The sequence below is a fragment of the Chitinimonas koreensis genome (genome assembly GCF_014353015.1).
In the GTDB taxonomy this organism is placed as follows: Bacteria; Pseudomonadota; Gammaproteobacteria; order Burkholderiales; family Chitinimonadaceae; genus Chitinimonas; species Chitinimonas koreensis.
On sequence record NZ_CP060704.1, the window covers coordinates 1,199,641 to 1,221,247 of the forward strand.

At 71.6% G+C, this 21,607-nt stretch carries 5 protein-coding genes; 4 read left to right on the forward strand and 1 reads right to left on the reverse strand.

The genetic code is table 11. From position 1 onward, the window contains the following. The first annotated feature begins 35 nt into the window (after nucleotides 1–35). On the forward strand, nucleotides 36–1,571 hold the full coding sequence (locus H9L41_RS05130; protein ID WP_187523699.1) for a two-partner secretion domain-containing protein: 1,536 nt from the start codon (nucleotides 36–38) through the stop codon (nucleotides 1,569–1,571). On the opposite strand, the gene H9L41_RS05135 is transcribed toward H9L41_RS05130, so the two are convergent. Then, nucleotides 1,558–1,806 carry a hypothetical protein gene (locus H9L41_RS05135; RefSeq protein WP_187523700.1) on the reverse strand — a complete coding sequence of 83 codons (249 nt, stop codon included), beginning with the start codon at nucleotides 1,804–1,806 and terminating at the stop codon, nucleotides 1,558–1,560. The two genes, H9L41_RS05130 and H9L41_RS05135, sit on opposite strands and share 14 nt — an antisense overlap. Here H9L41_RS05135 and H9L41_RS05140 point away from each other — a divergent pair. Genes H9L41_RS05140 through H9L41_RS05150 form a run of 3 tightly spaced genes read left to right on the forward strand, consistent with a single transcriptional unit; the run spans nucleotide 1,787 to nucleotide 21,520 of the window. After that, on the forward strand, nucleotides 1,787–3,154 hold the full coding sequence (locus H9L41_RS05140; RefSeq protein WP_187523701.1) for a hypothetical protein: 1,368 nt from the start codon (nucleotides 1,787–1,789) through the stop codon (nucleotides 3,152–3,154). The two genes, H9L41_RS05135 and H9L41_RS05140, sit on opposite strands and share 20 nt — an antisense overlap. Then, complete coding sequence (locus H9L41_RS05145; protein ID WP_187523702.1) at nucleotides 3,088–20,784, forward strand: hypothetical protein; 17,697 nt, start codon at nucleotides 3,088–3,090, stop codon at nucleotides 20,782–20,784. The genes H9L41_RS05140 and H9L41_RS05145 overlap by 67 nt, the downstream gene beginning before the upstream one ends. Beyond that, on the forward strand, nucleotides 20,753–21,520 hold the full coding sequence (locus H9L41_RS05150; RefSeq protein ID WP_028447989.1) for a FecR family protein: 768 nt from the start codon (nucleotides 20,753–20,755) through the stop codon (nucleotides 21,518–21,520). The genes H9L41_RS05145 and H9L41_RS05150 overlap by 32 nt, the downstream gene beginning before the upstream one ends. The last annotated feature ends 87 nt before the right edge of the window (nucleotides 21,521–21,607 follow it).

A 21,607-nucleotide genomic window follows, 5' to 3' on the forward strand; every position in this document is an offset into this window, starting at 1 on the left:
CGCCGGCCGCTTCCCGCAGCGGTAGGAGCACTAGCATGCACGCCCAACGTCATCCCCGATTCGCCCTCAAGACCCTGGCGGCCGCCACCGTGGCCTGCTACGCGCCGCTGGCGCATGCCAACCCGAGCGGGGGGACGGTGGTGGCGGGCAGCGCCACCATGCAGCAGCAGGGCAACAACCTGGTCGTCACCAACACTCCGGGCGCGATCATCAACTGGCAGTCGTTCTCGATCGGCCAGAACGAGCTGACCCGCTTCGTCCAGCAGGGCGCCTCGAGCGCGGTGCTGAACCGCGTCACCGGGCAGGATCCCTCGAAGATCCTTGGCCAGCTGCAATCGAACGGCAAGGTCTTCCTGATCAACCCCAACGGCATCGTGTTCGGCCAGGGCGCCCAGGTCGACGTGGCCGGCCTGGTCGCCTCCACGCTCAACATCAGCGACGAGGACTTCCGCGCCGGCCGCATGCGCTTCGAGGGCGGCCAGACCGGCTCGGTGCGCAACGCCGCCAACATCACCACCGCCAGCGGCGGCTTCGTCTACCTGATCGCGCCCAACGTCGAGAACAACGGCGTGGTGGTCTCGCCCAAGGGCGAGATCCTGCTGGCCGCCGGCAGCAGCGTCGAGCTGGTCGACGGCGTCGACACCAGCCTGCGGGTCCGGATCAAGGCGCCGGCCGGCGAGGCGCTCAACGTCGGCCAGCTGATCGCCGAGCAGGGCCGCATCGGCGTGTTCGCCGCGGCGATCCGCCAGCAGGGCCTGGTCAGCGCCAACCGCGCCGAGATCGGCGAGGGCGGCAAGATCGTGTTCAAGGCCAGTCGCGACGTGACGCTGGCGGCCGGCAGCAAGACCGAGGCGCAGGGCGGCGAGGTGAAGATCGACGCCGCTCAGGCGGCCGCCGTCGACGGCGCGATCGACGTTTCGAACGCGGCCGGCAAGGGCGGCCAGGCGCAGGTGCTCGGCGAGCGCGTGGCGGTCGACGGCCGCATCGACGCCAGCGGCCGCGACGGCGGCGGCACCATCCTGGTCGGCGGCGACTATCAGGGCAGCAACGCCGCGGTGCGCAACGCCGACTACACCCGGCTCGGCACAAATGCCTGGCTCAACGCCGACGCCACGGAAAAGGGCGACGGCGGCAAGATCGTCGCCTGGGCCGACCAGGACACCAGCGCCGCCGGCCGCATCAGCGCGCGCGGCGGCCAGGCCGGCGGCAACGGCGGCTTCGCCGAGGTGTCGGGCAAGCGGAACCTCGACTTCCACACCGTGGTCGACCTGAGCGCCGAGCGCGGCCAGCGCGGCAAGCTGCTGCTCGACCCGACCGACTTCGTGGTCGATTCGAGCAACGTCGGCGTGATCTTCAGCGCCTCGGCCGACGTCATGCTGCAGGCCGACCAGGATGTCATCTTCGACGCCACGGCCGGCAACGCGGCCACCTCGTACAACGTCTCGGTCACCGCCGACCGCGACATCGACATCCGCAGCGGCGCCACCCTCTCCAGCTCCGGCGGCACCGTCACGCTCGGCGCCACCCGCGACATCCTGATCGGCGGGCGGTCAGCGCCTATTCCGACCTGACGCTGACGGCCGGCCGCAACGTCAACATCGGCGCCGACCTGAACACGTCCAGCAATACCGCGCTGCTCAAGGTCGTCGCCGGCAACGACATCAGCCAGACCGGCCTCGTCACCGGCGCCGGCGATGTCGAGCTGCTGGCCAACGATGCGGCGACCTGCGCCACCCACGGCTGCGTCGGCGCGCTGTCGCTCGGCGCCAACGTCACCGGCGACGGCGTGGTGACGCTGCAGGGCAATCAGATTCACCAGACCGCCGGCACGATCAGCCTCAATGCCGGCGGCGAGGGCACGACCCGGATCAAGGCCGGCGCGCTCGGCTTCACCCAGGAAGAGGGCGCCTCGATCTCGGCCGGCCTGCTCGACATCGAGTCGGCCGGCGACGTGACCGTCAACGAGGTGACCAGCAGCTCAGAGACTGTCTCGCTGCAGGCCAGCCTGACCAGCGGCAGCGGCAAGACGCTCGACGTGACCGCCGGCGGCGGAACCGAGCTCTACGTCAGCGGCAGCGGCATCGGCTGGAACGGCGCGGTCAAGCTGGCCACCTCGGGCGCCGGCATCAGCCAGAACACCGACATCCAGTCGTCCATCGTGGCCCAGTCGCTCGATGCGACGGTCGACAGCGGAAGCTCCGGCAATTCGATCAGCCTGACCCGGTCCGACAACCAGATCGGCACGCTGTCGGCGCAGATCAGCTGCAGCGCGTCGAGCGGCTGCTCCACCGGCTACATCGAGGTCAGCAACAGCGGCGCCCTGACTATCGGCGGCAGCGGCGTGAACAACGCCATCGGCGACGTCTCGATCAAGATCGGCGGCGGCAACCTGCTGCTGGACAACGCCGGCGTGGAGTCCAACGCCAGTGGCGGCACCGTCACCCTGGTGGCCCAGAACGCCAACATCTCGGGTAGCGGCGCCGGCGCGGTGGTGCGGGCCGACAACGTCTACCTGCAGGCCGACAGCGACACGGGCTACGGCGGCAGCGTCGGCAGCTCGGACAGTGCGCCGCTGATGGTGGGCAAGCGGACCGGCGGCAGCGCGGTCAGCCTGTACGTCGGCAAGAGCGGCGGCGAAGTCGGCAGTGTCTACGTCGCCAGCGCCGACGACCTGTCGGTGCTGCAGCTCGCCCAGAACGCCAACTCGGCGCTCTACCTCAGCTCGGACCTCGGCCTGTCGACTTCGGCGGTCGGCAACATCGATACCGGCACCGCCGATCTCGGCCTGCATGCGCGCGGCGGCTACCTCAACGTCGGCAGCGCCAACCTCTCGGGCCGCGACATTTCGCTGACCAGCGACAGCGGACTCACGCTGTACAGCAACAGCGTGAACGCCAGCCGCAACCTCGGCATGAGCAGCGCCTCGATGACCTTCAGCGGCAGCGGCACCATCACGGCCGGTACCGAGGCGACGTTCGAGACCGACTCGCTGACCATCATGGGCGGCACCACCATCGCCGCGCCGACGGTGTCGATCGCCACCCGCAGCGCCGGCGTCGGGATCGACCTGGGGGCAGCACCAACGGCATGCTGGCGCTGGACGGCACCAAGCTGGCCGCCATCAACGGCGGCGGCGCCGACGGCCAGTTGCTGAAGCTGCACGGCGCTACCGTGCTGGTCTCCGGCGCCGTCGTGAACGGCGGCGACCTGACGCTGATCGGCGACGAAGGCATCACCGTCAATGCCGGCGTGAGCGCCGACAACCTGAGCCTGTCGGCGGTAGCGGGCGGCGTCGCGGTCGGCGGCGGCACGGCGGCGGGCGGCGCGATCGAATCCGACGGCACCAGCGTGCTCTCCGGCAGCGCCAGCCTGACGCTGGACAGCCATTACGGCATCGGCACCAACGAGACGGTGCTGAACGTGAGCAGCCCGGTCGTCAACGTGAACACCACGGCGGACGGCCAGGGCGCCGTCTACCTCGCCACCGACGCGATCAGCAGCCATTCGATCGACACGGTCAACAGCGACATCTCGCTGAGCTCGTCGGGCAGCGCCACGCTGACGCTGAACGGCATCGGCGCCGGCACCGGCGACGTCGACATCTATTCGGACAACGCCATCGGGCAGGCCGTCTCGACCACGGTCAGCGGCGATTCGGTCCAGCTGACCGCGAAGGGCGCGATCGGCAGCGTCAGCCAGCGTGTCGAAGCGGTGGCCGGCTCGTCGTTCGGCGCTCAGTCGCAGGTCAACGGCGGCGTCTACGTCAAGCAGTCCGGCACCGCCGGCACCATCTCGCTGAGCACCGCCAACGGCGACATCGATGCGGTGCTGGCCGGCGACGTGATCGATCCGACGCTGATGCTGACCAACTCGGGCAGCAACCTGACGCTCGACGTGGCCGGCAAGCTGGCGCTGAACAACGGGATGACGCTGAACGCCGGCGCCATCTCGCTGACCACCGGCGGCGACCTGGTGCAGGCTGCCACGCTCGGCGCCAGCGACGGCGCGACCCTCGACGTCGGCGGCAAGCTGTCCGGCGGCGGCACCCTGGCCGTGACCGGCAACGCCACGATCGACGCCGACGAGATCGGCTCCGACGTCAGCTCGCGCTTCAGGATCAGCCCGACCGGCACGCTGACCGCCAACGTGCTCGGTACCGGCAAGGACATGTACCTGGAAACCGGCGGCGGCAGCGCCACGCTGACCAGCCAGGGCGGCACCATCGACCTGCTGGCCACGGCGACCAGCAACGTCACGGCCACCAGCAACAACGGCAACATCGTGGTCACCACCACCGGCGCCGGTTCCAACCTCACCGCCGCGCTCGCCGCCGGCAGCGGCGACATCACGGCGAATGCGGCCGGCAACCTGGATAGCATCAACACCACCACCGGCGACGGCGTCAGCCTGACCGCCGGCGGCACCATCAGCGGCCTGGCCAATGCCGGCACGCTGACCCTGAACGCCGGCCAGGGCGTCGGCACCAGCAGCGTCAGCTTCGAGAGCTGGGCCGATACCATCGACGCGACCGCCACCGGAGCGGGCGCCGGCGTCTACCTGAACACCAACCGTTCCGGCCAGTACAAGGCCAGCAGCAACGGCGGCACGATCAAACTGACCGGCGGCATGTCGGTCGGCTTCACGCTCGACGACATCGACGCCGGCAGCGGCGCGGTCGACATCCAGGTCGGCGCCGGCATCGCCGGGCTGGCCGGCAAGACGGTGAAGGGCGACACGGTGTCGCTGGTCACCGTCGACGGCACGATCGGCAGCGCCAGCCAGGCGCTCGGCACCGATGCGACCACCAGCCTGTCCGCTCAAACCATCTCTGGCGGCGACATCCATCTTGCTGAAGCAAGCGGCGTCGGCAGCGCCACCTTCTCGGCCTCGAACAGCGCGGTGCATTTCAGCGTCGGCGGCAGCGGCAACACCGTGCTCGACGCCAGCGTGGGCGGCGGCGGCTCGCTGTTCGTCGACGCCACCGGCAGCATCGAGCTGGGCGGCAGCGGCACGCTGTCCCTCAATACCCTCGACGTATCGGCCGCCGGCGGCCTGAACATCGGCCAGGACGTCAGCGCGGTCGGCATCGACCTCGATTCCAGCGCCGGCGGCATCACCGGCAGCGGCCAGCTCAGCGGCAACAACGTGACCTTGAGCGCCGCCAGCATCGGCACCGACGCGGCCAACCGGGTGAACACCCAGGCCGGCGTGTTGGACGCCACGGCGACCGGCAACGGCGGGGTGCTCTACGTCGGCAACAGCGCCTCCGGCGGGACCACGACGCTGACCAGCAACAATGGCGCGATCGACTTCAGCGGCGGCGGGACCACCATCACCGCGACCAGCAACGGCGGCTCGATCACGCTGCAGTCGACCGGCGCGCTGACGCTCGACGGCGTCGACGCCGGAACCGGCGCCGTGCAGGCGACCGCCGACGTGCTGATCGCCGGCGCCGCCGCCACCGCGGTCAAGGGCGACACCATCGCACTGAACGCCGTGAACGGCGTCGGCACCACCCAGGCCATCGCGGTGGATGCCACCACCTCGCTGAGCGCGACCAACAGCGGCAACGCCAATATCTGGCTGGGCGACGCCGACGGCGTCGGCACGCTGGCGATCGACCTGGCCGGCAATGCCGCCGCCTACCTCTCGATCGGCGGCGACACCACCGCCACGCTGGCGCTGCACGGCACCGCCACCGTCGACCTCGACGTGATCGGCGCGCTGACCCTCGGCAGCAATGTCAGCGGCAACACCATCGATCTCAGCAGCAGCGGCAACCTCGACTACGGCGGCCGCAGCATGAGCGCGACCACCCTGCTGAAGCTGACCGCGAGCAGCGGCGCGGTCACCGGCACGGCGCTGCTGAGCGCGCCGGAGGTGAGGCTGACCGGCACCAGCATCGGCACCAGCTCGGGCCGGGTGCTGGCCAGCACCGCGGCGCTGACGGCCGACGCCACCGGCGCAGGCGGCGGGCTCTACATCGGCAACACCGGCGGCACCAGCCACCTGACCAGCAGCGGCGGCACGATCGACTTCCTGGCCAGCGGCTCGGCGACGGTCGACGCTGCCAGCGGCGGCGGCGCGATCACGCTTGCCTCGAGCAACGGCGCCAACCTGACGCTCGACGGCATCCAGGCCGGCGCGGGCGACATCGGCGTGAGCAGCGACGGCAACGTGGTGCTGACCGATACGGTCGGCGGCGACGAAGTCGGCCTGTCGGCCGTCGGCAGCATCGACGGCTCGTCGGCCACCCAGATCAGCGGCAGCAAGATCACGCTCGGCGGCGGCCGGCTCGGCAACGACGGCGCGCTGCTCTACCTGAGCGCCGGCGAGGTCGAGGCGACCGCCACCGGCTCGGGCGAGATCCACCTGCACAGTGCCGGCGGCAGCCACCAGCTGACCAGCGCCGGCGGCGACATCGAGCTGGCCCTGGCCGGCGCCGCCACCATCGGCGGCGACAGCAACGGCGGCAGCATTTCCATCAACAGCCTCGGCGGCGACATGACGCTGTCCGGCCTCGACGCCGGCGGCGGCGCGCTGACCGCCTACAGCGGCGGCGGCCTGGTGCTCTCCGGCGCGGTCGGCGGCGGCGTGGTCGATCTCGGCGCCGAGGACGACATCAGCGGTACCGGCCTGGTCACCGGCAGCACCAGCGTCGTGCTGAACGGCAGCCAGCTCGGCGCCTTCGGCAGCGCGCTCAACGTCGCCACGCCGACCCTGGCCGCCAGTGGCAGCGGCAGCGTCTACCTGCACAACGGCAGCGGCGGCACGGCCAGCTTCAGCGGCAGCAACGGCACGCTCGACTACCTGGCCGACGGCAGCAGCACGGTCGACGTCAGCAACGCCATCGGCTCGGTCAAACTGACGACCAGCGCAGGCAACCTCGGCATCGAGCTGTCCGGCACGGTCAACGACCTGACCGCCGACAGCGCCGGCTACCTGACCCTCGACAGCATGCTGCAGGTCGGCAACACGCTCGATCTCAAGGCAGCCGGCAGCATCACCGGCAGCAATCAGCTCAGCGCCAACACCGTCGTGCTCGAAGGCGCGAGCCTGGGCGACAGCGGCGGCTGGCTGCAGATCGACAGCAACGATCTCAGCGCCACCGCGACCGGCGCGGGCGGCGGCATCTATCTCGATACCACCGGCGGCACGGCCGGCCTCGCCAGCAACGGCGGCGCCATCAACTATTACGCCTCGGGCATCGCCAGCGTCTCGGCCAGCAGCCAGGGCGGCAACATCAGCCTGGCCGGCGGCGCCAACCTCGGCACCGGCGCGCTGGATGCCGGCAGCGGCAGCGTGACGGTCGAGACCGACGGCGACCTGTCGGTGTCGAGCACCGTCAGCGCCGGCGCGATCGACCTGTCGGCCGACGGCCAGGTGGCCTTCGCCGGCGTGCTCGACAGCGGCAGCGGCCTGCTCAAGATCGTGGCCGGCGGCAAGATCGACGGCACGGGCAGCCTCGCGGGCGGCTCGGTCCAGCTGACGGCCGGCAGCGGCATCGGCGCCGGCGGCGCGCTGGCGGTCGACACCGCCATGCTGACCGCGACGGCGCAGGGCAGCGGCGACGTCTTGGCGATCAACACCCAGGGCGGCGCGGCCGACCTGACCAGCAACGGCGGCGCGATCACGCTGACGTCGAACGGCGTGGCGACGGTGACGGCTGCCAGCGCCGGCGGCGCGATCGATCTGAACACCGTGGGCAGCAATGCGCTGACACTGAACGGCGTGAACGCCGGCAGCGGCGTGGTGACGGCGGACTCGGGCGGCGCGCTGACGGTGGCCGCGGCGCTGCAGGCCGGCCTGGCCGACCTGACGGCGATCGGGAACGTCGACGGCGGCGGCCTGATCACGGCGAACACGCTGGAGATCGACGCCGCCCAGATCGGCGCCATCGGCAGTCCGCTGCAGGCCAGCGCGGCCACGCTGACCGCCAACGGCCAGGCGATCCACCTGAGCAATGCGGCGGCCGGCAGCGACAACACGCTGGCCAGCAACAGCGGCGCCATCGTTTTCGCCGCCGCCAACGGCGGCCAGGTCAAGGCCACCAGCCAGGGCGGCGCGATCACGCTGTCGGGCGGCGCGCTGACGCTGAACGGCGTGAACGCCGGTAGCGGCGACATCAACGTCACCGCGGCCAGCCTCGAGGCGATCGCGGCGACGCAGCTGACCGGCAACAACGTCACCCTGACCAGCAGCGGCGCGATCGGCGCCGGGCAGGCGATCGATGTCGACGCCGCCAGCTCGCTGAGCGCGAGCGTCAGCGGCAGCGGCGACATCAAGCTCAACGAAATCAACGGTGTTGCCGCGCTGGCGCTGGACTTGGCGAACGGCACGGCGACGGTCGACGTCGGCGGCGCGACCACGGCACAACTGAACCTGCACGGCACCGGCAGCGCCTACCTCGATGTCGACGGCACGCTCGCCCTGGGCGGTTCGGCGATCAGCGGCCAGGACGTCTACCTCGAAAGCGCGGGCGACCTGGATTTCGGCACGACGGCGATCACGGCCTCGAGCATGCTCGAGCTCGAATCGAGCGGCGGCATGCTGAGCGGCAGCGGCGTGCTGACCGCGCCGGACATCGAGCTGGTCGGCCTGTCCATCGGCAGCAGCGGCAACCGCATCGTGACCGACACCGCCCTGCTGACGGCGACCGCCACCGGCACCGGCGGCGGCCTCTATGTCGGCAACAGCGGCGGCACCAACCATCTGGGCAGCAACGCCGGCACCATCGACTTCCTGGCCAGCGGCGCAGCCGGCGCGGCCACGGTCGATGCGGCCAGCGGCAACGGCGCGATCACCATCAAGTCCAGCGCCTACGACCTGACCGTGACCAGCCTGAACGCCGGCAGCGGTGCGCTGATGCTCGATTCGGCGGCCAATCTCGGCGTGAGCGGTGCCGCGCAGGCCGGCCAGACCAGCCTGACCGCGGCGCAGGACGTGACCGTCGACGCGCTGGTCGACGCCGGCAGCGCCAACCTGACGGTGCAGGCCGATCGCATCCTCGGCAGCGGCGGCTTCAAGGGCGCGGTGGTCACGCTGACCACGGCGCAGGGCATCGGCGGCAGCGGCCAGGCCATCGAGGTGGACGCCAGCACGCTCGACGCCTCGGCCAGCAGCGCCGGCGGCGGCCTCTACCTGGCCGGCCAGGGCGGCACCGTCCACCTGGCCAGCAACAACGGCGCGATCGATTACGTCGCGCAGGCCTCGACCACGCTGGACGCCGTCAGCCAGGGCGGCGCGATCACGCTGAAGACGCTCGGCGGCGACCTGACCACCACCAATGTGCAGGCCGGCCTCGGCGCCTTCACCATCGACGCGGCCGGCAACGTCACGCTCGGCGACAGCCACGGCAACAGCGTCGACGTGCAGGCCGGCGGCCACATCGCCTTCGGCGGCGCGGTCTCGAGCGACACCACTCTGGCGCTCGACGCCGGCGGCAAGATCTACAGCAACGGCGGCAGTCTGGCCGGCGACACGGTCGCGCTGAGCTCGGTGCTCGGCACCGGCTACTTCGGCCCCATGGCGGTCACCGCCAACACGCTGACCGCCTCGGCCACCGGCGCGGGCGCGGTGGTGAACGTGGCGACCCAGGGCGGCAACGCCACGCTGACCAGCAACGGCGGTGCGATCACCTTCGAGGCCAACGGCGCGGCCAGCGTCACGGCCAACAGCGCCGGCGGTGCGGTCGACCTGAAGACGCTGGGCATCAATACGCTGACGCTGGCCGGCGTGAACGCCGGCGGCGGCACCGCGACGGTGAACTCGGGCGGCGACCTGCTGGTCTCCGGCGCGGTGCTGGCCGGCCAGGCCGACCTGACGGCGGTGGGCGACCTGAGCGGCGCGGGCCTGATCACGGCGGCAACGGCCAACCTGGCCGGCCAGCAGATCGGCAGCGGCGGCAACCGGCTGCAACTGGTGGCCGGCAACCTGACCGCCAACGGCGATGCGCTCTACCTTGCCAACAGCCAGGCCGGCAGCGTCAACACGCTGACGGCTTCGATCGGCGACATCGACTTCAGCAGCGCCGGCGCGGCCCAGGTGGCGGCCACCAGCAGCGGCGGCACGATCGCGCTGCAATCGAGCGGCCTGCTCACGCTGAACGGCGTCGACGCCGGCAGCGGCGACGTCCAGGTCAGCGCGGCCGGCATCGACAGCGTGCTTTCCACGCTGGTCAAGGGCAACAACGTCAGCCTGACCTCGTCGCAGGGCATCGGCGGCAGCGCGGCCGTCGAGATCGACGCCGCGACGCTGCTGAGCGCGACCAGCTCCGGCAGCGGTGACATCAAGCTGCACGAGGTGAACGGCGTCGGTACGCTGGCGCTGGACCTGGCCGACGGCACCGCCACCGTGATGGTCGACGGCGACACCGCGGCGCAGCTGAGCCTGCACGACACGGCGAATGCCTACCTCGACGTCGGCGGCGCGCTGACCTTGTCGGGCGCGGCGGTGAGCGGCCACGACGTCTACCTCGAAAGCGCCGGCAACCTCGACTTCGGCAGCACGGCGATCACCGCCTCCGGCATGCTGGAGCTCGAATCGAACGGCGGCACGGTCTCCGGCAGCGGCCTCCTGACCGCACCCGACATCGCGCTGAAGGGCCTCGCCATCGGCAGCAACGGCGGCCGCATCCTGACCGACACGGCGCTGCTGAACGCCGAGACCACCGGCGGCGGCCTCTATGTCGGCAACAGCGGCGGCACCAGCCACCTGAGCAGCAACGGCGGCGCGATCGACTTCCTGGCCAGCGGCGCGGCTGGGGCGGCGACCGTCGATGCGGTCAGCAATGGCGGCGTAATCACGTTGGCGTCTAGCGGCGGTGATCTTTCCTTGGGAGCCGTCCAGGCCGGTTCCGGCGATATCGAGGTAGACAGCGCAGGAAACTTGCTATTGGGCGATATGGTCGGCGGCAACGTAGTCGATCTGTCGGCCGTCGGTGGCCTGACTGGCAACGCGACCGTCAGCGGCAACCAAGTCGTACTTGGCGGGGCCAACATTGGGGCCAGCGGCAACCTGTTACAGGTGAGCGCCGGCCAGATCAATGCGACTGCGACCGGAGCCGGTGGGATCTATCTGAGCACGACCGGGGGTAGTCATCATCTGACCAGCAATGGTGGCGATATCGAATTGTCGCCGGTTGGAGCTGCCAGCATCACCGCCGCGAGCCATGGCGGCGCGATCAAGGTGAATAGCAATGTATTTGATGGTTCCGATACGACGCTGAACGATATCGATGCGGATACCGGTACGGTAGCGGTCAATCTCAACGGTTTTATCGTGCTGAGTGGTGTTGTAAACGGCAGGGACGTTACGATTTCCGGGCTTTCGATCATGGGGACCGGACTGATTTCGGGCGATCGCGTCGAGGTGTCGGCCATTAACTTAGGCCATATACAACCTCTCAATGTGGATACCGGCGATTTGACCGCTTATGGCGGCGGCAATATTCATAACAGCAGCGGCGGGCTGGTCACATGGAACACCGGCGGTAGCTCGATCGAATATTTGGCCGATGGGGGAAGTGCGCTCACGATCAATCAAGCCGATCCTTTCAGTACGATCGTGGCTCGAACCACCAGCGGCGATCTCGGCATCAGTCTGTCTGGACCTGTTGCTAGCGTGCTTGCCGACAGCGCGGCCAACCTCGACCTGGTCGGCGCCATCCAGGCCGGCACGCTCGACCTCGCGGCCGCCGGCAGCCTGGCCGGCACCGGCCTGCTCAGCGCCGACAACGCGGTGCTGCAGGCCGCCAGCATCGGCAGCAGCGGCAATCGCCTGCAACTGGCCGCGACCCACCTCGACGCCAGCGCCACCGGCGCCGGCGGCGGCCTCCATCTCGCCACCACCGGCGGCACGGCGGTGCTCGCCAGCAGCGGCGGCGACATCGACCTGCTGGCCAGCGGCGCCAGCACCGTGTCGTCGGCCAGCAGCCTCGGCGGCGACATCATCCTCAAGACCAGCGCGGGCACGCTGACGACCGGCAGCCTGCAGGCCGGCGCCGGCAGCGTGGCGCTCGATGCGGCCGGCAGCCTGGCCCTGAACGACGCGGTCGCCGGCGGCGCCATCGACCTCAAGGCCGGCAGCCAGGTCAACTTCGTCGGCGCGGTCGACAGCGGCAGCGGCCTGCTCAAGATCTCCGCCGGCGACAGCATCAATGGCAACGGCAGCCTCGCGGGCGGCTCGGTCGAGCTGATCGCCGGCAGCGGCATCGGCGCCGGCGGCGCGCTGGCGGTCGATACCGCCGACCTGACCGCGACGGCGCAGGGCAGCGGCGATGTCTTGGCGATCAACACCCAGGGCGGCACGGCCGACCTGAGCAGCAACGGCGGCGCGATCACCCTGCTGTCGAACGGCGCGGCGACGGTGATGGCCGCCAGCAACGGCGGCGTGATCGACCTGAAGACGCTGGGCAGCAATGCGCTGACGCTGAATGGCGTGAATGCCGGCAGCGGCAAGCTGACCGCGCTGTCGGGCGGCGCGCTGACGGTGGCGGCCGCGCTGCAGGGCGGCCAGACCGAGCTGGCGGCGCAGGGCAACCTGGCCGGCAGCGGCCTGATCAGCGCGACCACGCTGAGCCTGAGCAGTCAGCAGTCGATCGGCGCCAGCGGCAACCGGCTGATGACCGACGCGGCCATGCTGACGGCGGCCGGCCAGTCGGTCTACCTCGACAACGCGGCGACCGGCGGCGCCAATTCGCTGGTCACCGGCGGCGGCATCATCGATTTCGCCTCGGCCCACGACACCACGGTCAACGCCAGCAGCGTGGTCGGCGGCTCGATCATGCTGCAGTCGGGCGGCGTGCTGACGCTGAACGGCGTCGATGCCGGCAGCAACGGCAGCGTGTCGGTCACGGCGGCCGGCATCGAGACGGTCGACGCCATGCTGGTGGTCAAGGGCGGCAGCGTCAGCCTGAACAGCAGCAACGGGATCGGCCTCGGCCGAGCGGTCCTCGTCGATGCGCGCGATTCGCTGAGCGCGAGCGTCAGCGGCAGCGGCGACCTCCATCTCGAAGAAAGCAACGGCGTCGGCACGCTGGCGCTCGACCTGGCGAACGGTACGGCGCACGTCGACGTCGGCGGCGCGACCACCGCGCAGCTGAACCTGCACGGCAGCGGCAGCGCCTACCTCGATGTCGACGGTGCGCTGACCTTGACCGGCGCGGCGATCAGCGGCCAGGACGTCTACCTCGAAAGCGCCGGCGACCTGGACTTCGGCAGCACCGCGATCACCGCCGGCGGCATGCTCGAGCTTGAATCGAGCGGCGGCGCGCTGACCGGCAGCGGCCTGTTGTCTGCGCCGGACATCGCGCTGAGCGGCCTCTCCATCGGCAGCAGCGGCAACCGCATCCAGACCAGCACGGCGCTGCTGACGGCGACTGCCACCGGCACCGGCGGCGGGCTCTACCTCGGCAACAGCGGCGGCACCAACCATCTGAGCAGCGCCGGCGGCGCGATCGACTTCCTGGCCGGCGGCACCGCCACGGTCGATGCGGTCAGCGGCAACGGCGCGATCCTCCTCAAGACCAGCGTCGGCGACCTGACCACCGGCAACCTGAATGCCGGCAGCGGCGCGCTGACGCTCGACTCGGCCGGCCACCTCACGCTGGCCTCGGCGGCCCAGGCCGAGGGGATCGTGCTGAAGTCGGCCGGCGACCTGGTCGCCAACGGCGCGATCGAGGCGGGCAGCGGCGCGCTGACGGCCGATTCGCAGGCCAAGCTGATGCTGAACCAGGCGGTGCACGGCAACGGCATCGCGCTGACTTCGGCCGGCGACCTGAGCGTGGCGGCGCTCGATGCGGGCAGCGGCGCGCTGACGGCCGATTCGCAGGCCAAGCTGACGCTGGGCCAGGCGGCGCACGGCAACGGCATCACGCTGACTTCGGTCGGCGACCTGAGCGCCGCGGCGCTCGATGCGGGCAGCGGCGCGCTGACGGCCGATTCGCAGGCCAAGCTGACGCTGAGCCAGGCGGCGCACGGTAACGGCATCACGCTGACTTCGGTCGGCGACCTGAGTGCCGCGGCGCTCGATGCAGGCAGCGGCGCCCTGGCGGTCGATTCGCAAGCAGGGCTGACGCTGAGCCAGCTGGCGAACGGCAACGGCATCACGCTGACCTCGGCCGGCGACCTGAGCGCTGCGGCGCTCGACGCGGGCGGCGGCCTGCTGACGGCCGATTCGGACGCCGGGCTGACGCTGAACGGCGCGGCCCAGGCCGGCCAGATCCAGTTGACGGCGGCCGGCGACTTGACCGCCAACGGTCAGCTCGACGCCGGCAGCGGCACGCTGGCGGCGACCGGCGACCGGATCCTCGGCAGCGGCGGTTTCAAGGGCGCCACCGTCACGCTGGCGGCGGTGCAGGGGATCGGCGCGAGCGGCCAGGCCATCGCGGTCGACGCGGCCACGCTCGACGCTTCGGCCAGCGGCGCCGGCGCCGGCCTCTACCTGGCAGGCGTGGGCGGCACCGCCCACCTGGCCAGCAACGGCGGCGCCATCGACTACGTCTCGCAGGGCTCGGCCACGATCGATGCGGCCAGCAACGGCGGCGCGATCGCGCTGAAGACGCTGGGCGGCGACCTGTTCATCACCGATGTGCAGGCCGGCCTCGGTGCCTTCAGCATCGATGCGGCCGGCAACGTCACGCTCGGCGACAGCCACGGCAACAGTGTCGACGTGCAGGCCGGCGGCCACATCGCCTTCGGCGGCGCGGTCTCGAGCGACACCACGCTGGCGCTCGACGCCGGCGGCAAGATCTACAGCAACGGCGGCAGCCTGGCCGGCGACACGGTCGCGCTGAGCTCGGTGCTCGGCACCGGCTACTTCGGCCCGCTGGCGATCACTGCCAACACGCTGACCGCCTCGGCCAGCGGCGCGGGCGCGGTGGTGAACGTGGCGACCCAGGGCGGCAGCGCCGCGCTGACCAGCAACGGCGGCACGATCACCTTCGAGGCCAACGGCGCGGCCAGCGTGATGGCCAACAGCGCCGGCGGCGCGGTCGACCTGAAGACGCTGGGCGCCAACGCGCTGACGCTGGCCGGCCTGAACGCCGGCAGCGGCGCCGCGACGGCGAACGCCGGCGGCAATCTGGTCGTCTCCGGCGCGGTGCAGGCCGGCCAGGCCGACCTGACGGCGGCGGGCGGCCTGAGCGGCGCCGGCCTGATCACGGCCGGTACGGTGAACCTGGCGGCCGGGCAGATCGGCAGCGGCAACAACCGCGTCAAGGTCGCCGCGGCCACGCTGACGGCCGATGCCTATGGCGCCGGCGGCCTCTACGTCGGCAACAGCGGCGGCACCAACCACCTGAGCAGCGCCGGCGGCGCGATCGACTTCCTGTCGACCGCCGCGGCGACGGTCGATGCCGCCAGCGGCAACGGCGCGATCACGCTGCAATCGGCTGGCGTGCTGACGCTGGACGGCATCGACGCCGGCAGCGGCAACGTGACCATCGGCGCCGGCAGCCTCGAAGGCACCGGCGGCAAGCTGGTCAAGGGCAGCCAGGTGAGCCTGGCCGCGGCGACCGGCATCGGCGCCGCCCAGGCGATCGAGGTCGACGCGGCCACGCTGCTCAGCGCCAGCAACAGCGGCGCCGGCGACATCAAGCTCAGCGAAGTCGGCGGCGTCGGCACGCTGGCGCTCGACCTGGCCGACGGCACCGCCACGGTCGGCGTCGGCGGCGCGACCAGCGCACAGCTGAACCTGCACGGCACCGGCAACGCCTACCTCGACGTCGCAGGCCCGCTGACGCTGGCTGGCGGCGCGGTCAGCGGCCACGACGTCTATCTCGACAGCGAAGGCGACCTGAACTTCGGCAGCACGCCGATCAGCGCGAGCGGCATGCTCGAACTCGAATCGGACGGCGCGCTGATCGGCAGCGGCCTCTTGAGCGCACCCGACATCGCCCTGAACGGCGCCAGCATCGGCAGCAGCGGCGGCCGCATCCAGGTCGACACCGCCCTGCTGAACGCCAATGCGACCGGCGCCGGCGGCGGGCTCTACGTCGGCAATGTCGGCGGCAAGAACTACCTGAGCAGCAACGGCGGCGCGATCGACTTCGTGGCCACCAGCTCGTCCTGGGCCAACGCGGTCAGCAATGGCGGCGCGATCACGCTGGCGACGCTGTCGGGCGATTTCGGCTCGTGCAACCTGCAGGCCGGCAGCGGCACGCTGACGGTCGATTCGGCCGGCAGCCTGACGCTGGAAGGCGCGGCCCAGGGCAGCGAAATCCACCTGACGGTCGCGACCGACCTGACCAACAATGCCCAGGTCGACGCCGGCAGCGGCACGCTGGCGGTACAGGCGGCACGCATCCTGGCCGGCGCCGGCAGCTTCAAGGGCGGCACGGTCGGCCTCGGTGCGACCGGCGGCATCGGCGATGCCGACCATGCGGTCAGCGTGGCGGCCGGCGTGCTCTACGCCGCGGCCACCGACAGCGGCGCGGGCCTCAACCTGCAGGGCGACGCCGGCACCGCGACCTTCAGCAGCAACGGCGGTGCGATCCGGTTCGCGGCCGACAGCGCCAGCACCATCGCCGGCGCCACCAGCAACGGCGGCGCGATCACGCTGTCGACGGCCGCCGGCGACCTGACGGTGGCCAGCGCCCTGGCCGGTGCCGGCACGCTGACGCTCGACGCGGCCGGCAAGCTGACGGTGGCCGACGCCAGCGGCGGCTCGGCCAGCCTGAAGGCCGGCAGCGACATCGTCTACATCGGCGACCTCGACGTCGGCAGCGGCGCGCTGAGCCTGCACGCGGGCGATCGCATCGTCGGCGCAGGCAGCCTGGCCGGCGGCATCGTCGACCTGAGCGCCGGCGCCGGCATCGGCGAAACCGGCACGCTGCAGATCGACGCCGGCCAGCTGACCGCCACGGCGACCGGCGCGGGCGCGGTGGTGAACGTCGCGACCCAGGGCGGCAGCGCCTCGCTGCACAGCAACGGCGGCGCGGTCACGCTGGTCTCGAACGGCGCGGCCAGCGTGACGGCCGACAGCATGGGCGGCACGATCAGCCTGTCGACCCTGGGCGGCGGCAACGGCCTGACGGTGCTCGGCGTGGATGCCGGCGCCGGCCTGGCGACGCTGGCCTCGGCCGGCGACCTTGCGCTGGCCGGCCCGGTGCTGGCCGGCCAGGCCAGCCTGCAGGCTGCCGGCAATATCGGCGGCGCCGGCCTGGTCACGGCGGGTTCGGTGCAACTGGCCGGCCTGCAGATCGGCGGCGGCAGCGATGCGCGCCTGCACGTCAGCAGCGCCAGCCTGGTGGCCGGCGGCAGCGCGCTCTACCTCGACAACGCGGCTACGGGCAGCAACACGCTGGTCAGCGACGGCGGCGCGATCGACCTGGTCGCCGCCGGCGGCAGCCTGGTGACGGCCCACAGCGACGGCGGCGCGATCAGCCTGCAATCGACCGGTGCACTGCAACTGGCCAGCGTCGACGCCGGCAGCGGCAGCGTGCTGGTGAGCGCGGCCGGCATCGCCGGCCTGCCGGGCGGCCAGGATCAGGACCAGCTGACCTTGCTGACGGCACAGGTCGAGCCGGCCACGGTCAAGGGCGGCGAGGTGGTGCTGGCCTCCAGCAAGGGCATCGGCGGCGGCGCGGCGCTGACGGTCGAAGCCGACCGCCTGCACGCGAGCAACAGCGATACCAGCGGCGGCAGCGATATCCGCCTCCACGCGCTCAAGGATCTCGAGAGCCTGGTGCTCGACGCGGCCGGCGGCACCATCTACACCACGGTGGACGGCAGCGCCGCGGCCCAGGCCGATCTGCACGGCGTGGCCAGCCTCTACCTCGATGCCAGCGACAGCCTGACGCTGACCGGCAACGCGATCAGCGGCCGCGACGTCTACGTCGAGAGCGGCGGCGACCTGCGCTTCACCACCGACGTCGCCGCCAGCAGCATGCTCGAGCTCGAATCGAGCGGCGGCGCGGTCAGCGGCAGCGGCCTGCTGTCGGGTGCGGACATCGCGCTCGAGGGCCAGTCCATCGGCAGCGCCGCCGAACGCATCCGCGTCGACACCGCGCTGCTAACGGCCGAAGCCGGCAGCGGCGGCCTCTACGTCGGCAACACCGGCGGCGTGAACCACCTGGGCAGCGCCGGCGGCGCGATCGACTTCCTGGCCGGCGGCACCGCCACGGTCGACGCGGCCAGCCAGGATGGCGCGATCACGCTGCGCAGCACGGCCGGCGACCTGGTCACCACCGGCATCGCGGCCGGCAGCGGCCAGATCGTGGCCGATTCGGCCGGCAAGCTGCAGCTCGGCGGCTCGACGCTCGGCGGCGGCATCTACCTCAACGCGGCCGGCGACCTGGCCAACGGCGGCACGGTCTCGGCCGGCGACGGCAGCCTGCTGGTGCACGCCGACCGCATCCTGGCCGGCGGCAGCTACCAGGCCGGCAGCGCCACGCTGGTGGCCGAATCGGCCTTCAGCGAAAGCGGCCAGGCCATCGACGTCGACGCGGCCACGGTCAACGCCGCGGTCAACGGCCAGGGCGCCAGCCTGCACCTGAAGACCCAAGGCGGCAGCGCCAACCTGACCAGCAACGGCGGCCTGATCGACTTCGACTCGGCGGCCACCGCCACCGTCAGCGCCTTCAGCCGCGGCGGCGACATCGCGCTGCGTACCGACACGGGCGACCTGAACCTGGTCGCGGTCAGCACCAGCCTGCAGCAGCCGGGCCAGGACGCGGTCAGCGCGCTGGTGGCCGGTGGCGGCAATATCACGCTGAAGGCGGCCGGCACGCTCAACAGCAGCTCGGCCATCGTCAGCCAGGGCGAGCTCAAGGCCGAGGCCAAGCAGTTCGGCACGCTGGCCCTGCTGGGCGGCCGCACGGTGACGCTGCTCAGCGAGCAGGCCATCGGCACGCCGGACGACCTGGTGGAGGTCGACGCGATCGACAGCCTGAGCGCCACCACCACCGGCGCCGGCGCCGGCGTCCACCTCAGCGACGCGAACGGCGTTGGCAGCGCCAACCTGACGACGGCCGACGGCGAGATCGAATTCGCCACCGCCGGCACGGTCGAGGTGATGGCCAGCAGCGGCGGCAGCGACCGCCTGGTCCGGCTGGCTACCCGCGGCGGCGACCTGGTGGTCAAGTCGCTGGCCGCTTCCGGCACCGCCGAGCTCGAAGCCGTGGACGGCACGCTGCGCGGCGCCGGCAGCGCGCTGACGGCCAAGGCCTTCGAAGTGGCGGCCGGCCGGGTCGAGCTCAACAGCGACCTCAAGGCCGGCGGTGCGATCCGCATCGACAGCGCCAGCAGCATCGACGGCCTGGGCGGCACGCTGGAAGGGGCCGACGTCCAGCTGCGCGCGGCCGGCGATATCGGCGGCGGGCAGGCGGTGCACGTCAAGGCCGCCTCGCTCGAGGCCGAATCGACCGCTGCGGCCGGTACGCTCGACCTCGACGGGGCGGTGGCGTCCGCCACCCTGCGCAGCGCCGGCGGCAGCATCGCCTACGCCGGCCAGGGCGACAGCCTGCTCACGGTCGATGCCGGCAGCGGCGCGATCGATGCGAGCAGCACCGGCGCGCTCGGCGGCAGCTTCCGCGGCGGCGCGGTCAAGCTGGTCGCGGCCGGCGCAATCGGCAGCGCGGCGGCCCGGACCACCCTCGCAGCGGCGCAGGCCGACCTGCAGGCCGGCGGCGCGGTCTACGCCGACGGCAGCGCGGCGCTGAGCCAGCTCAAGCTCGTCGGCGGCGGCGCGGTCGACTTCAACGGTGCCGGCAGCTACAGCGCCACCGTCGATGCGCCGACCAGCGCGGTGCTGCTGCGCAGCGCGGCCGACATCAACCTGGCCGGCGTCATGGCCTCGACCGCCACGATCGCGGCCGGCGGCGCCATCCGCGGCTCGGGCAGCGGCCGGCACCTGCTGGCCTCGGTCGCCACGCTGACGGCCGGCGGCGACATCGCCGCGCTCGACAGCGAGGTCGCCACCATGACGCTGAGCAGCGGCGGCGCGATCGACGTGGTCAACCACCGGGCGCTCCTGCTGGCCGGCGCGGTCGCAGCCGGCGACCTGACGGTCGAGAGCTTCGGCGGCCTGACCACCGCCGGCCTGGTGAAGTCCGGCGGCGAGACGACGCTGATCACCCACAGCCCGCTGGTCGTCGGCAGCGCCGGCATCCAGGCCGGCCAGGGCATCCAGCTGATTTCCAATGCCAGCAGCAGCGGCAACGACGGCATCGTGATCGACGGCGACCTGACGGCGGTCGGCGACTGCAAGGTGCAGTCGGGCGGCGGCATCCAGCAGAACGGCGACATCGTCACCCAGGGCGGCAGCATTGCCCTCGACGCGGCCGGCGGCGATCTGGTGATGGCCGCCGGCGCCAGCAGCAGCTCGGGCGGCGGCGCGATCCGCTACGCTTCGCTGGGCGGCATGATGCTGTCGCTGCTCGATGCCGGCACCGGCGCGGTCAGCCTGAAGTCGACCCAGGGCAGCATCGGCTCGGTGTCGGCCGGCGGGCTCAACGTCCGCGGCGGTTCGCTCGAGGCCAGCGCGGGCGGCGGCATCCTGCTGCGCGCCTCGGTGCCGGCCGACAAGCTCACCCTCAACAGCGGCAGCGGCATCATCAGCGTGCTCGATCCGTCGGGCGCGCCGTACGCCGGCTCGACCACCGGCGTGCTGGTCGACCAGTCGCAGAGCAACACCATCAAGGGCGTCAACGCGGTGACGGAAATCACCTCCACCGCACAGCCGAAATCGAGCATCGACGAGCAGGCCGCGCGCGCCACCCAGGCCGGCCAGGCACAGCAGCAGGGACAGGAAAATGACAAGCGTAAGAAAGCCAAGAAGTGCTGAGTGGCAGCGGCCGCTGCTGCTGATCGCCGTCTGCGGCGCCTTGAGCGCGCCGGTGCTCGCCGAGAGCGCCGGCACGGTGACCAACCTGGCCGGCGTGCTGTCGGCGCGCAAGGCCGACGGGGCGGTCAAGGTGCTCGGGCCGAAGTCCGAGGTCGACCGCGGCGACCTGTTGTCGACCGGGGCGGGTACCTATGCACGGGTCAAGTTCACCGACGGCGGCGAGCTGACCCTGCGGCCCAACACCCAGATCAAGATCGACGACTACCGCTTCGAACAGGCCAGGCCGGAGGAGGACAACGCCTTCTTCCGCCTGATCAAGGGCGGCCTGCGCGCGGTCACCGGCCTGGTCGGCAAGCGCAACGGCGTCAACGCCTACCGCATGAACACGCCGACCGCCACCATCGGGATCCGCGGCACCAATTATGGCGTGCTGTATTGCGAGCCCGACGCCAAGGACGACAGCTGTGCTGACTACCGTGACCAGTCGGGACAGTCGATCCAGCCCGGCCTGCACCTGGACGTGGCGGAAGGCCGCATCGTGGTCGACAACGAAGGCGGCCAGCAGGAATACAAGGCGGGCGAGTTCGGTTTCGTCAGCAGCAAGTCGTCGGCGCCGATGAGCGTGGCGCCGGGCAAGGGCGTGCCGATCGCCACCGACCTCGGCACCAACCAGCCGCCGGAGTCGGTGCTCGGCAATCCGCTCGATCCGCAGGATTTCGCCTGCACGATCAACTGACGCGGATGGTTGCGGGGGCGGGCCCGCGCAATGCAGGCCGGAGGGCTTCCTTCGGCTGGCTGCAGCTTGATGTAGGTCGGGCTTTAT